Consider the following 14,133-nt stretch of genomic DNA (forward strand, 5'->3'; position numbering starts at 1 on the left):
GCCGCTCCGGATCAGGGTGTCGAACGTGGCAGACACCTCGATGCTGCCCGAGGAAACCAGCCGCGCGCCACGTTTTCCGGGGGTCTTTCATGGACTCCCGTCACCGTGGGACGCGCGCGGCCGACAGCCTGCGCGCTACCTACGCTGTCGTCCCGTTCCACGAAATCCGCCACTTGAAATGAGAGAGCAAGACCAGTGACCACCCCAGATACAACTGGCGAACCGCAGGTCAACGATGACATCACACGACAGATCAAACGAGAAAGCACAGAGCGGCTGGAGACGTCCGGTTCCCACCCGGTCACCGTGCGGCCGGTCAGGTCCTCGACGGCGGCCGCCGTGGCTGCCTGGGCGCCGCGCACGTTGCGCGCGGCGATCGTGCCGAGGAAGCCGAACCCGTCCACCTCGATCACGCCGTCCGGGCCCTGCAGGCTCCACTCGCCGTCCTCCCGCCACAGGCACAGGTCGCTGTCGTCCAGTCCCGCCCCCGGGCCCGGGGGCGGCCGCGCCGTCCGGGACGTTCTGGACGTCCGCGGGGACGTCCTCGCCATCCTGGATGCCGGCCCCATGGTCGCGGGCGGCCTGCAGGAGGCGGGCGTGGCGGCGCTGGGCGGCGCGGCGATCGCCCACCCGCAGCACGGGTGCCAGAGCCTCCCAGGTGACGGGGGCCAGAGAGATTTGGAACGGGATCCGGCGTTAACGGGGTTCTCCCAGATCAGCGACCTCCTGCCCTTGCGGTCCTCCGGACGTGGTTAACGCCGGACGCCGTTCCATCGCACAGAGGGGTGGGGCAGATCATGATCATGGTCCGGGAGGCCGGCCCCCGGGGTCTCGATGTGGTGAGGACACGGCGGGCGGCTGGTGCCGGTCTGGGCTCTGTCCCGTATTCGGTGGTAGCGCGAGTGAGCTTCCACCCGGTACGGGGGTGGCCCGCTTTACCGGGTGGTGATCAGCCGCCGAACGTGCGGGCGTTGTCGTGTGCCCAGTCGGCGAAGGTGAGTGCGGGCCGGCCCAGCAGCTCTTCGACGGTGGCGGTGGTGGGGCCCGGCTGGTTGGCGTAGTCGGCCAGGGAGCCAAGCAGGCGGGCCGGGACCTCTTCGGGCAGCCCTTGGGCGAGCAGACCCTGCCGTACCTGATCGGGCGGGAGCTCCTGGAACGACAGCGACCGGCCGATGGCGGCGCCGATGAGGCGCACCTTCTCGAACTGGTCGAGTGACTGCGGCCCGGTCAGTGTGTAGACCTTTCCCGCGTGGGCGCTGGTGCGGAGGGCTTGTACGGCGACGGCCGCGATGTCGGTTTCGTGGATCGGGGAGGTGGCGGCCTGGCCGTACGCGCCGCGCACCACGTCGCCGGCCTTGATCTGGGGCACCCAGGCCAGGGCGTTGGCGGCGAAGTCGGCCAGGCGCAGTACCGTCCAGTCCAGGCCGGAACTCATGATGAGGTCCTCGGCGAGCGTGAACTGGGCGGCGAAGCGGGCTTCCCCGGCTGGGTACTCCACGGTGGTGGCCGACAGCAGCACCGCAGGCCGTACGCCTTGCTTGGCGGCCAGCTTCAGCAGGTCGCCGAGGCCGGGGCCGGTGGCGCGCGGGCTGATCTGGATGGCTTCCACCCCTTCCAACGCCGCCTCGAACCACTGGGGATGGAACAGGTCTCCGCTGACGGCTCTCACGCCGCCAGGGAGCTGGGCCTCGCCGGGACCGCGGGTGACCGCGGTGACGGCGCTGCCGCCCTGGAGCAGCTGGTCCATCACCTGGCGTCCCACGACGCCGTTGGCTCCGGTGATCAGAATCATGGCGATTGTCTCTTTCTGGGCGATATATGGGCACAGCAGATCGGGTGAACAGCGTCAGGCCGGCGTGGAGCCGAAGTCCTCCGCGCGGGAGGCCACCCACTGGCCGTAGGTGAAGGCCGCCCGCCCGGTGACCTCCTCGATCGTCGGCAGGACCGGTGCGGTCTTGCCGTCCCATTCGGCGAGTCCGTTGATCATGTCGTCGACCGCGGGGGCGGGCATACCGTGGTGGAGCATCTGCTCCCGGAACAGTTCGTGAGGCAGTTCCTCGAAGCGCAGCGGCCGCCCGATCGTCTCGGCGATGATCCGTACACGGTCGATCCCGGTCAGCGACTGCGGCCCGGTCAGCAGGAAGGACTCGCCCACGCGCTCATCGAGGAGGGCCCGGACGGACACGGCGGCGATGTCGCGCGGGTCGACCGGGGCCACAGCGGCGTTGCCGTATATGCCGCGGACGACGTCGCCGGCCTTGATCTGCGGCGCCCAGGCCAGGTCATTGGTCGTGAAGAAGCCGGGGCGGACGAATGTCCACGCCAGCCCGGAGGCGGCGACGGCCTGTTCCAGGCTCAGGTGCTGTTCGCCGATCCACGAAGGCGTGGTGTACGTGATCGCCGCGGAGGACAGCAGGACGACGTGCTGCAGTTCGGACAGCCGGGCCGCGTCGAGGAAGGCGTCGAGCCCGGTGAAGACGGGGAACAGGAATGCCCGCTCCACGCCGTCCAGCGCCTCCGACAGGGTGTCCGGCTGGGTGAGGTCGCCGGGCACGACCTCGACCTGCTCGGGGAAGGAACGGCCGCCGGGGTTGCGGGTGATGACGCGGACCTTCTCGCCGGCGTCGAGCAGCTGGGTGACGACGTGGGATCCGACGTTTCCGGTGGCGCCGGTTACCAGGATCATGGTGGAGATCTCCTCTATTCGGTGACTCGACCCGTCGGGTCGAGGTCGGGGGTGAGCGCGGCCAGGCGGGCGAGCTCGGGGCGGGTTCGAGCAGGGCGCGGCTGCCGACCAGGAGTTCGCGCTCGTCCATCGAGACTTCGAGGGTCTGGGTCAGCGTTTCGTCCAGCTCCGGGTAGTCGCTGCGGTTGTGGCAGCCCCTGGTCTCTCCCCGAGCGATGGCCCCCAGAACGGTCGCCTTGGCCACGAGCAGCGATGCCTGCAGGTCGAGCAGGTGGGCGAGGTCCTCGTGGCCTTCGGCGGTGGGGACACATCCACCTGCTGTGTCTGTTCGGTCAGCGCCTCGATGCCGGTGAGCGCCTGTTTGAGCCCGTCCTCGTCGCGGATCACGCCACAGCGCTTCCACATGAGGTCGCGCAGGTCGCGCCGGAGCCGATGACCAGGACGTTCACGGCGTGGATCTGGATGTCAGTGGTGATCGGCATGGATGCCAACCTGTCGCATCATTTCCGGGTGCTGCGCGAGTTCCCGAGTCACCACCCGGCGGCCACCCCAGCTCAGACCCACTCGAGTACGGCCCTTGAAAGCGGGGTTCGAGGTGCAGTCGGGTGTTGCGGCTATTCGGTGGGTTGGCGTGTCTGCCTTACTATGCGGTCGATTGCCCAGACGTCCGCCACTGGGCCGACGTGCCCGAGCTTGTCGGGGTTGATCACTGCGTGGATCGTCTGGATCTGCCCGTCGAGGATGTCGAGCGTCAGGGTGTGGAGTACCTTGCCGTCCTGGCCGCGGAAGATCGCGCCCGGCTGGCCGTTGACCTCGTGCGGCTCGCCCGTCACGCCGATCAAGGCCATCCGGGGGAAGACCGAGGCGAGCAGCCGGGCCACGTTCTGGGCCCCCATGATGGCCTTAGCCAGCTGCGGGGCCTTGCCACCGCCGTCGCCGACCATCGACACATCGGCAGCCAGCAGATTCTGCAGGCCGACGACGTCGCCTTCACGGAGGGCATCGAAGAACCGCGACGCCAGTTCTTCCCGCTCCTTGCGATCCGCCTGGAAGCGGGGCCGTCCTGCGGCCACATGGCGCCGCGCCCGCACCATCAGCTGGCGGCACGCCGCCTCCGACCGCCCCACGGCCGACGCGACCTCAGGAAAGCCGAAGTCGAACACCTCCCGCAGCACGAAGACCGCCCGTTCGAGCGGCGACAGCCGCTCCAGCAGCACCAATGCCGCCATCGACAACGAGTCGGCCAGCTCCGCCGACCGCTCCGGGTCCTGGTAGGGGTCGGCGAGCAGCGGCTCGGGACCGCGGTCACCGGCACCAGAACCGGCGCGATCCCGAGCACGGCAGGCAGGGTCAAGCCCAGCGCCGCCAGGAACTCCAGGCCGCCAAGGGCCTTGACGAAGCCCGCGCCGACGTCTGCGGTCCATCCCCCGCCGGGCGCCGCGGCCAGTTTCGCCGTCGGCGTGAGCATCTTGGCGGCGCCGCCGCTCAAGGCCACCACGGCCAGCAGTCCGGCAGCGATCCACAGTGCGAGGTTCATCGTCCACTCCTTGATCGAGGCTTGCCTGTACGTAGACGAGGCAGCGCCCCCGCCAGTGACATCTCCAAACCTTCGCGACCCGCTGGAGACCGCCTCTCCGGCCAGCCGAGCCTGAAGCGCGTAGCCGATGATGTCGTCGAAGGCCAGGCCGAGCTTCTGCTCCGCAGATCCCTGGGCCGCCATCGGCTTGATCTTCAATAGATCGAGAACTGTGCCTACCGTCTCGCCGGTGTACTCCGTCAAGGACGGGCCTCGAAAACGTGCAGGGTAGGCCGCAGCAGTTCCTCGGCGAAATGGAAGAGGGAGTTGACGGTGTCCCAGTCGTCGAAATAGCCCGTGACGACGGCGTCTTCGTATTCGCGGCGGGAGGAGGCGGGTGACCGGGACGGCGCCGAGCGCCTCGCCCTGCCAGCCGGCGACGCCGGATCCGCTGATGGCCTGGCGCACCTGCGCCACACTGGCCTTGCCGAGATCGGTCTGTTCGCTTCGGCGGGTCAGCTCCCACGCCGCAGCCTCAGCGCGGGGCAGCAACCCGCCGGCGACCAAGGCGGTGGCGTCCAGCCGCAGCGCGTCACGGCGTTTCGTACGATCACCTGCTGAACGGGGTCGGCCGGTCTGGCAATCCTGCCAGGATCCGCACAGCTCGCCCCCAGCCGACAGAGTCGCCTCCGCCCGGCAGGCGAAGTCGGCATGTTCTTCCACGCCGCCCCCTGGTCGACCGGCGCGCAGGGCGACCGCAACGTCAGTCATGGGTGCGTGAACGCCAACATGGCCAACGCCCGCTGGTTCTACAACTGCCCGCAGCGGGGGGACATCATCAAGGTCACGGGGACCTCGCGCAAGCTGCAGTGACCCTCCCGGCCGGGCCCGCCGCCTGTGACCAGGGCCCCGGTCCGATGTGACCCGTCGCCGGCGCGCCATACGGACCACAGCCACGACCGCCTTCTACGTGGGCGAAATCGTATGCCTGCATCCTGATGCTAGAGTCTCGTCTGGATGACTAACGACCGGTCGGCCAGGCGGCCAGTGCCCACCATGCGTGACATCGCCGCTGCGGCGGCCGTCTCGCAGAGCACTGTGTCCCGTGTCCTCAGCGGCGCGTCCACCGTCGTGCCCATCGCGCCGGAGACCCGCCAGAGGGTGCTGCGGACTGCCCGCGAGCTGGGCTACCGGCCCAACCCGCTGGCTCGCGGGCTGCGCGGTGCGTCGACGAACCTCATCGGCGTAGTGGTGCGCGACTTCAGCGATCTCTTCTTCGCCGGGGCGATCGAGGCGCTCGTGGTCGAGTCGATGGCGCACGGCTACAACGTCGTGCTGGGCCACGTGCCGGGCCGGGCGGGCGATGAGGCGCTCTCGCTGACCACTGTGCTGGAGACCCGGCACACCGATGCGGTGGTGCTGCTCGGTGACATGCAGCAACATCCGCAGTTCCTGGCCGACCTGCGCCATTCGATCGTGCCGGTGGTCGCTCTCTGGCCGGGGACGAGCCCGCGCGAGTTCCCGACCGTCGACGCCGACGACCGGGCCGGCATCCGGGCAGGTCTGAGCCATCTGGTGTCCCTGGGACACAGGAGGATCGCCTACATCAACGCGGAGCTTCCCAATGAATATCGGGCGAGGGAGGATGCCTACCTCGATTTCATGCGTGATCGGTTCGGCGCCGTGCCGCCGGGCTATGCCGAGCGCAGCCCGAGCACCTTGGCCGGTGGCGATGCCGCGCTGCGGCGCCTGATGGACCTGCCCGAGCCGCCCACGGCGATCGCCGCCTCGACCGATGTGGTGGCCGTGGGCGTGCTGCACGCCGCGCACAGCCTGGGTGTGACGGTGCCGGACCGCCTGTCGGTCGTCGGCTTCGACGACATTGTCATCGCGGCGCACACCGTGCCGGCGCTGACCACCGTGCGGATGCCGATATCGGAGATCGTCGGCTACGCGGTCACGCAGGCGATCAGGCTGGCTCGAGAGCCCGCCGACGCCCGGCACCCGCCGGCTCTCGAGATCTTCACGCCGGCCTTGATCGTGCGGGACTCGACCGCACCTCCGGCTCTGAGGTGAGACGATCACGCCGGGGATCCAGACCCGCATCGCCTCCACCCGCCGGTTCCCCCACGCGAAGTAGGGGATCGCGCCGGCGGTGAGGCTCTCGCCAGGCGGCGCCGAGTTCTGGTCGATGACCGGGACCTCGACGCCGATCATCGCAGGCTCGATGTCGGGCCGCGGCACCTCCTGGGGTTGGCGGCCGCCGTCCCACGCCAGGTCCTCCAGCTCCGTCGTGGCCGGAGCGTCAACGGTTTCCAGGCAGTAGACCATGGGGCCGCGCTCGACGGCGACGCAACCGCGGATCGCGTCGGCGCGCCGGTCGGGCACGGTGACCCGGATCACCGGTTCGAGGTCGAGTACGACGCTGTCGCCCGCGTTCCACCGTCGTGAATGCCGGACCACGGGGCCGCCGGCCGAGCGGCTCCATGCCGGTATCCGCAAGGACAGCGTCCACGGCCGGTCCGGCGTCTGGAGAACGTGGACGGTGACGCGGCCCTGCCACGGGTACTCGGTCCGGATCGAGAGGCGGATGTCTCCGACCGTCATGTCCGTGTCCGCATACTGGTGGATCTGGATGCCGCCCTCGTCACTCGTGGCCAGGTAGTGATGCCAGGAGCTGAACAGGCGCATGAGATTGGGCGGGCAGCAGGCGCACGCGTACCAGGAGGCGCGCTTGCTGTGTCCGGCCGGCTCCGCGGCGCGGTGGGTCCGCCGCTGCAGCGGATTGGTGTAGAAGAACTCCTCGCCTGAGAGCGAGATCCCGGAAAGCACGCCGTTGTACATGGCCCGCTCGATCGCGTCGGCGTATTCCTGTTCGCCGGTGGCGAGCAGGAGGCGCCAGGCCAGCATCACGCTCGCGATGGCCGCGCAGGTCTCGGCGTAGGCGCGGTCGGGAGGCAGCTCGTAGGGGTCGCCGAACGCCTCGTCGCGATGGCGGCTACCCGTCCCGCCGGTGAGGTAGGTCCGGCTGCGGGTCAGCTCGCTCCAGCGGCGTCGCACGGCGGCGAGCAAGGCCTCGTCGCCGAGTTCTACGGCGACGTCGACCGCGCCGCAGTCCAGATAGAGCTGGCGAACGGCATGCCCGGCAACGGTCGCCGCCTCGCGTACGGGCTCGTGGTCCTGCCAGTACTGGGCCCCGAAGCGCCCCTGACCGATCAGCCCGTGCCCGCGCAGCCCGAGCAGCCGCTCGGCGAGCGCCAGGTAGCGCTCCGCACCCGTGACCCGGGCAAGCTCCACGAGCGCCATCTCTATCCCCGGATGCCCGTCGATGCCAGGTCTGCCCTGCGCGCCGAACTCGGCGTCGATATGGGCGGCGGCGCGCGTGGCGATGGTGAGCAGCCGGTCGTCGCCGAGCCCTCGGTGCCAGGCGACCGCGGCCTGGATCAGGTGCGCCACGCAGTAGAACTCGTGCCCATAGGCCAGATCACCATAGGGGACGCCACCCTTGACCACCTGGACGAAGCTGTTGAGATAGCCGTCGGGCCGCTGCGCCGCGGCCACCACCCCGATCGCCTCCTCCGCCGCGGCGGTCAGAGCCGGATCCGCGCCACGAGCCAGCTCCCAGCCGACGGCTTCGAGCCACTTGTAGACGTCAGAGTCGAGGAACGGGAAGGTCGTGCCGCCGCTGTCGGCCTCGGCCTGATACCGCCCCTGCCTGCCGGTGGCCAGCCGGAGGTTGTCCAGCGCCCCGCACTGCTGGAGCCGGCCGAAGCCGTGCGGGATCGTCTTCTCGCGGTTGAGCCGCTGCCGCTGCGCCCAGAAACCGCCGAGGATCTCCACGTTGGAGCCGTCGATCGGGTACAGCCGCGGTTTCGCCGCCGCGGTCGGCCACACGCTGCCTGCGTTCATTTGATGGCTCCGCTCATCAGACCCGACACGTAGTACCGCTGAAGCAGGAAATAGAACAGGACACACGGAATGATCGAGATGGTGACGCCGGCCTGCAGCATGCCCCAGTCCGTGCCGCCGAGGCTGGTCTCCGTCCTCGACGTGGCGAGGATCAGCGGCAGGGTGAACTTGGAGCTGCGGCTCATCATCACCAGCGCGCCGAGGAATTCGTTCCACGACGTGATGAAGGCGAAAAGCGCGGTGGTGACGATCGCGGGCACAGCGGAGGGGATGAAGACCCAGCGCAACGCCTCCCACGACGAGGAACCGTCCATGATGGCCGCTTCCTCCAACTCCCTGGGTACGGCGCTGAAGCTGTTGCGCAGCACGTACAGGCTGAACGGCAATTGGATGGCGGTGTGCAGGATCGCGAGGCCGAGCAGCGAGTTGGTCAGGCCGATCTTCGCGAACATGAGGAACATCGGCGTGAGCAGAGCCTGGTAGGGGATGATCAGCGCGAGCAGCAACACCACGAAGATCACCTCTCTGCCCGGGATGGGAAAACGCGCCAGCGCGTAGGCCGCGGGAACGGTCAGGAGCAGCGTGAGCACAATGGTCAGCAACGCCGTGCCCAGACTGTTGGCGAGGTAGACCGGCAGGCCTGCCTGGTAACTCCACAGGCGCATATAGCTGTCGAAACCGAGACCGTGCGGGATGTAGGTCGGGGGAGAGGCCGCCGCCTCTTCGGTCGGCTTCACCGAGGCGAGGAACGACATCGCCAGCGGCATCAGCATGACGGTGCAGACGGCGATACAGCACGCCGCCACCAGATACCTTCCGCGTCCCCTCACTGATGGCTCCGGCGGCTCAGCAGCAGCTGGATCACGGTGAAGACGAGGATCGTGAAGGCCAGGATCATCGACAGGGCGGCACCGTACCCGAGTTTCAGGTAGGGGAAGGAATTCAGGTAGATGTAGAAGACCGATGTCGCCGTCTCATTGCCCGGCTGCCCGGCGGTCATGATGTAGAACTGGTCGAAGGCCAGCAGTGAGCCGATCACACTCACCAGGGTCACCAGCAGGACGGTGCGCAGGGTCAACGGCAGGATCACCCGGGTGACCCGCTGCCGGTGGCTCGCCCCGTCGACGAGGGCGGCTTCGACCACGTCCGCCGGCACGGCCTGGATCGCGGCGACGAAGAGGATCATCCCGAAGCCGATCACCTTCCAGACCACGGAGGCGCTGATCGCGAAGTTGGAGACGCCGGCGTCCACGCCCAGCCACAGCACGGGCTTGTCGATGATCCCCAGATCGAGCAGGGCCCGGTTCACCAGCCCGAAATCGGTGCTGAAAAGCCAGTACCAGAGCAGGCTCGACACCCCGAGACCGATCACGACCGGGATGAAGACCACCGTGCGAGTGATCCGGCGCAGGGCGGTGTTTCTGGCGGTGAGCAGCGCCAGCAGATATCCGCCGATGATGAGGAACGGAGTGATGAGCGCGGTGTAGAGCAGGGTGAAACGGAAGGAGACCCAGAACTGCGTGTCGTCGAAAGCCCGCTCGTAGTTCGCCGCCCCGACGAATCTCGGCGGGGACAGCAGGGACCAGTTGTGCAACGACATCCACGCCATCTGCACCAGGGGATAGGCGGTGAAGGCGAGCACGAAGAGCAAAGCCGGTGCCAGATAGGCGAATCCGGCCAGACGGCGCCGTGAGCCGTGGCGCATGAAAGCTCCTCTTGGCGAGTAAGGCATCCACCGGGCGACGGGCCGCCCGGTGGAAACGGCGAGGATTTCCTCTCATCAAAGGCCGGGTCTACGACCGGCCCGCGATGGCCTTCATCTCCTTCTTGGCATCGGCGATGACGGTGTCGAGGTCGTCGTTGGAGTAATAGGCACGCTGCAACATCTTCAGCCACGGCCCCTGCGGCGAGTTGATCTGCTCGAAGAACGTGACCGTGTACGGCGTACGGCCCACCGTGAGTGCCTTGGCCACGTCGCGAACCAGCGGCTCGGCCTGGAAATACTTGTTCTCCACCATGTCGGTTCGCGTGGTGAGGTTGAGCGCCTTGGCATAGACCTCGACCTGTACCTCGTCGGAGAGCAGGAACTTCATCACGTTGACCGCGTCGGCGACCCGCTTGCTCCCTTTCGGCACCACCACCAGGTCGCCGCCGATGAAAGAGGCCGAGGAATTCGGCGCCATTCCGGGCAACAGGGCGATGCCGAACTTCATCCCCGGATTCTGCTGGCGCGCCAGCGTGATGTTGAAGTTGCCGGTGCCCATCATGCCCACCTTGCCGGAGCCGAACTGGAGGTGGAATGTCTCGCCGTTCTCCGTGCGGCCTCCTTCGAGGACGTTGCCGGCCTTGACCATGTCGCGGGTGAACTGGAGCACCTGCTTGACGCCATCGCCGACCAGCGGCTCGTCTCCTGGGCCGGCCGCCTCGATGGTGGCCCCGGAGGCCCACATCAGCGGGCCGACAGTGAAGATGTTGCAGCCGGCGCAGTTGCCGGGCAGGTAGTAGCCCTTGACGCCACCGCCCAGCGCGGTGATCTTGTCGGCGTAGCCACGCAGCTCGGCGAGGCTCGTGGGCGGCTTGTTCGGGTCGAGCCCGGCCCGGGTGAAAAGATCTTTGTTGTAGAAGAGGGCGGACACGTCCGCATAAAGGGGCACGCCGAAGAGGCGATTCTGGTACGTCGCCACGGTCATGTGCCCTTTGCTGGCGGTCTTCAGCTCCGGCCAATCCTTGGCCTGGTCGGTGATGTCGACCAGCTGCTGTTCCCTTTCGAACTGCGGGGCGTAGATGAGATCCATGCCCATCAGGTCGGGCACGTCGCCCGAGGCGACACCCTGGGCGATCTTCCCCACCATCTCGGTGTGGGGGATGTAGGTTAAATTGATCTTGCAGTCGGGGTTCTTGGTGTTCCATGCCTCGACCAGCATGTCCACCATCTGCTTGTTGCCGCCTGAGCGCTCCCACATCGTCAGGGCGCCCTTGCCGGCGCATGTCGTCGTCGCGGCCTGCGCTGGGCCGGCCGTGGGGGGCGGCTCCTCCTGGCCGCAGGCGGCGGCTGCGACCAGCAGCGCCGTTGCGGCCACCCGGGCGGGCCACCTGGGATGAGTCCTCATTCGCCAGGCTCCTCTCTGTGGAGTGGACCGGTGTTGACACGACCCCCTGCTGATGGGAACGTAACCGATGATGAATACGATTGCATTCAATCGTTTTCATTTCGTGATTCAGGAGTCACCGGCTCGCTGGGAGAGCCAGGTGTGGTCATATTGCGCCTTCGCCTCGCGACGGCTTCGCAGCTGTCGCGCCACGTGATTTCCGCGCGTTCGCGTGAATCCGGCAGTCGCAGCGGCGTTGTCGCTCTCAACCGCTCGCATGGCGAACTGTCGACGCAACCGCAACCCATCGCCAGGTGGGAAATGGCCCGAAGCATCCTCAGGCATCTGGGCACCACGCACATGGACATCTCCCCGCTCGCGCGCGGGGCCCGGGCGCTGGACGGGCCCGTCCGTGCTTCTCGCCGACGACCGTGGATCAGCGCATCTGAAGGGAGAGCGTCCATGCCCAGTAGCGCCCGCATCCGAAACAGATCCGTCGCTGCCGTGAGGGTGGTCCTCGTGGCCGTGGTCGCCCTGGCGCTGAGCCTGGTGGCCGTGCCCCCGGCGCAGGCCGCCGGCGGGGGGCCGAGCATCACCAAGAACGGGCCGAGCGTCACCAAGAAGCGGTTCGGGATCCTGCCCAACGGCAAGAAGATCGACATCTACACGCTGCGGAACTCGGGCGGGATGCGGGTGAAGATCCTCACCTACGGCGGCATCCTTCAGTCGATCGAGGTCCCGGACATCAGGGACAGGTTCGCCAACGTGACCCTCGGGTTCGACAACCTGTCCGACTACGTCAAGAAGAGTCCGTACTTCGGGTGCATCACCGGCCGGTACGCCAACCGCGTCGCCAAGGGCCGGTTCACCCTGGACGGCAGGACGTACCGGCTGGCCACCAACGACGGCCCCAACCACCTGCACGGCGGCACCAAGGGCTTCGACAAGCGGGTCTGGAAGGCCGACCCGTTCAAGCGGCGGGGCAGCGTGGGGCTCACGCTGACCCACACCAGCCCGAACGGCGAGGAGGGCTACCCCGGGACGCTGCGCACCAAGGTCGTCTACACGCTGACCGACGACAACCAGATCCGGATGGACTACAGCGCCACCACCAGCAGGCCCACGATCGTCAACCTCACCAACCACGCGTACTTCAACCTGCGCGGTGAGGGCAACGGCAGGATCCTCGGCCATGAGCTGCAGATCAACGCCTCCCGCTACACGCCGGTCGACAAGACGCTCATCCCCACCGGAAAGATCGCCCGGCTGGGCGGGACGCCGCTGGACTTCCGCGAGCCCACCGCCATCGGCGACCGCATCGACAGCAAGAACCAGCAGATCGTGCGGGGCGGCGGGTACGACCACAACTACGTCCTCGACAGCCGCGGACGGGGCCTTGCACCGGCGGCCAGGGTCGTCGAGTCGGAAAGCGGGCGCGTGCTCGAGGTCATCACCGACCAGCCGGGCCTGCAGTTCTACTCGGGCAACTTCCTGGACGGCACGCTGCGCGGCACCAGCGGCCGCCTCTACCCGAAGCGGTCCGGCTTCGCCCTGGAGTCGCAGCACTTCCCGGACTCGCCCAACCACGAGAACTTCCCCTCGACCGTCCTGCGGCCGGGCGACGTCTACCGGACCACGACGATCTACGCGTTCTCCACGGTGTGACCACCGCGTGCAAGAAACACGTCCATCCCCCCGCCGATCTCATGAGGCGAAATCATGAAAGACATCCATCCGAAGGTCGAGGAGGCCCTCGACACCCTCAACCTGAACCGGGTCGCGCGTCGTCGTCTCCTGACCGGGGCGGGGCTCGTCAGCGCCTCGGCCGCCGCCGCCGCGCTGCTCAGCGCGTGCACCGATGACTCAGGCGGGAACAGGCCCGCGGCCTCGGGCGGCACCGCGGCGGCGGCCGGCGCCGGCGACTTCCCGTCCACGCCAAAGTGGAAGTTCGTCTTCGTCTGCCATGTCACCACCAATCCGTTCTTCACCCCCACTCAGTACGGCGCCCAAGACGCGTGCGCGCTGCTCGGCACCGATTTCCAGTGGACCGGGTCGAAGGACTCGATCGTGGCCGAGATGGTCAACGCGACCAACACCGCCATCTCGGCCAAGGCCGACGGGCTGGCGGTGGCGGTGGTGGACAAGGCGGCCTTCAAGGAGCCCGTCAACCGCGCTCTGGACGCGGGCATCCCGATGGTGTCCTACAACGCCGACGGCGCCCGTGAGGACAAGGGGACCAGCCGGCTGGCCTACATCGGACAGGGCCTCTACGACTCCGGGTACGCCCTGGGCCAGCGGGCCCTTCAGCAGGTGGACTCCGGCGACGTGGTGGGGTTCATCGCCACCCCGGGCGCCCTGAACATCCAGCCCAGGATCGACGGCGCCGCGCAGGCGATCAAGGACTCGGGCAAGACGATCACGTTCGAGTCGGTCGGCACGAACGCCGACATCACCAAGGGCCTGTCGATCATCGACGCGTACGCCCAGGGACACCCCAGCCTGGCCGGGATGCTCGCCGTCGACGCCGGATCGACGCAGTCGATCGGGCAGGTCGTCAAGAAGTACGACATGCGATCGAAAGGGCTCAAGGTGGCCGGCGGCTTCGACCTGGTGCCCGAGACGCTGTCGGCCATCAAGAACGGCGATCTCGACTACACCATCGACCAGCAGCCGTACCTGCAGGGATTCCTGCCGGTGCTCTACCTCTACCTGTACAAGCTCTCCGGCGGGCTGCTGTTCCCGTCGGAGACCAACACCGGTCTGCTCTTCGTGACCAAGGACACCGTGGGGCCGTACCAGACCACCAAAACCCGCTTCGAGGGCTCGGACACCGCCCAGAAGCTGGTCGAACGGTCCGGGGCCATCGGTCACGCCTCCTAGAGGCGTTGACCGGGATGTGCGACGCAGCTGGGGCGCACGTCAGACAAGTGGAG

General features: G+C 68.0%; 11 protein-coding genes and 2 pseudogenes. 4 read left to right on the top strand and 9 right to left on the bottom strand.

Annotated elements, in window-relative coordinates:
- Positions 1–11 precede the first annotated feature (11 nt).
- The 5 genes and pseudogenes from ACBJ59_RS58915 to ACBJ59_RS58935 form a co-directional block, all read right to left on the bottom strand.
- Positions 12–413 (bottom strand): hypothetical protein, encoded by a 402-nt coding sequence (locus tag ACBJ59_RS58915; protein WP_375118694.1) that lies wholly within the window; start codon positions 411–413, stop codon positions 12–14.
- Between the two features lie 536 nt (positions 414–949).
- Positions 950–1,792: an NAD(P)H-binding protein gene (locus ACBJ59_RS58920; RefSeq protein WP_375118695.1), complete on the bottom strand. Its 843-nt coding sequence runs from the start codon at positions 1,790–1,792 to the stop codon at positions 950–952.
- Between the two features lie 54 nt (positions 1,793–1,846).
- Positions 1,847–2,686, bottom strand: a complete 840-nt coding sequence (locus ACBJ59_RS58925) for an NAD(P)H-binding protein (protein WP_375118696.1) — start codon at positions 2,684–2,686, stop codon at positions 1,847–1,849.
- A 166-nt stretch (positions 2,687–2,852) separates the two neighbouring features.
- A pseudogene (locus tag ACBJ59_RS58930) lies at positions 2,853–2,960 on the bottom strand (hypothetical protein); the annotation flags it as partial.
- A gap of 340 nt (positions 2,961–3,300) precedes the next feature.
- Positions 3,301–3,915, bottom strand: a complete 615-nt coding sequence (locus tag ACBJ59_RS58935) for a sigma factor-like helix-turn-helix DNA-binding protein (RefSeq protein WP_375118697.1) — start codon at positions 3,913–3,915, stop codon at positions 3,301–3,303.
- 998 nt (positions 3,916–4,913) lie between these two features.
- Here ACBJ59_RS58935 and ACBJ59_RS58940 point away from each other — a divergent pair.
- On the top strand, positions 4,914–5,075 hold the full coding sequence (locus ACBJ59_RS58940; protein WP_375118698.1) for a L,D-transpeptidase family protein: 162 nt from the start codon (positions 4,914–4,916) through the stop codon (positions 5,073–5,075).
- Between the two features lie 183 nt (positions 5,076–5,258).
- Positions 5,259–6,278: a LacI family DNA-binding transcriptional regulator gene (locus ACBJ59_RS58945; RefSeq protein ID WP_375118724.1), complete on the top strand. Its 1,020-nt coding sequence runs from the start codon at positions 5,259–5,261 to the stop codon at positions 6,276–6,278.
- Positions 6,279–6,302: 24 nt separating this feature from the next.
- Here the strand turns inward: ACBJ59_RS58945 and ACBJ59_RS58950 are convergent.
- The 4 genes and pseudogenes from ACBJ59_RS58950 to ACBJ59_RS58965 all read right to left on the bottom strand — a co-directional run.
- Positions 6,303–8,111: pseudogene (locus ACBJ59_RS58950) on the bottom strand (glycoside hydrolase family 127 protein); the annotation flags it as partial.
- Positions 8,108–8,878, bottom strand: coding sequence for a carbohydrate ABC transporter permease (locus tag ACBJ59_RS58955; RefSeq protein WP_375118699.1), 771 nt, complete (start codon positions 8,876–8,878; stop codon positions 8,108–8,110). The gene ACBJ59_RS58955 and the pseudogene ACBJ59_RS58950, both read right to left, overlap by 4 nt.
- A 59-nt stretch (positions 8,879–8,937) precedes the next feature.
- The gene (locus tag ACBJ59_RS58960; RefSeq protein ID WP_375118700.1) at positions 8,938–9,816 is read right to left on the bottom strand and encodes a carbohydrate ABC transporter permease; all 879 of its coding nucleotides are present in this window, start codon (positions 9,814–9,816) and stop codon (positions 8,938–8,940) included.
- A gap of 88 nt (positions 9,817–9,904) precedes the next feature.
- Positions 9,905–11,191 carry an ABC transporter substrate-binding protein gene (locus tag ACBJ59_RS58965; protein WP_375118701.1) on the bottom strand — a complete coding sequence of 429 codons (1,287 nt, stop codon included), beginning with the start codon at positions 11,189–11,191 and terminating at the stop codon, positions 9,905–9,907.
- Between the two features lie 513 nt (positions 11,192–11,704).
- On the opposite strand from ACBJ59_RS58965, the gene ACBJ59_RS58970 reads away from it, so the two are divergent.
- Together ACBJ59_RS58970 and ACBJ59_RS58975 are read left to right on the top strand one after the other, a co-directional pair.
- Positions 11,705–12,865: an aldose epimerase family protein gene (locus tag ACBJ59_RS58970; protein WP_375118702.1), complete on the top strand. Its 1,161-nt coding sequence runs from the start codon at positions 11,705–11,707 to the stop codon at positions 12,863–12,865.
- A gap of 54 nt (positions 12,866–12,919) precedes the next feature.
- Entirely contained in the window at positions 12,920–14,080 is a 1,161-nt protein-coding gene (locus ACBJ59_RS58975; RefSeq protein WP_375118703.1) for a sugar ABC transporter substrate-binding protein, read from the top strand.
- Positions 14,081–14,133: the final 53 nt, after the last annotated feature.

The sequence above is a fragment of the Nonomuraea sp. MTCD27 genome, from assembly GCF_041950495.1.
In the GTDB taxonomy this organism is placed as follows: Bacteria; Actinomycetota; Actinomycetes; order Streptosporangiales; family Streptosporangiaceae; genus Nonomuraea.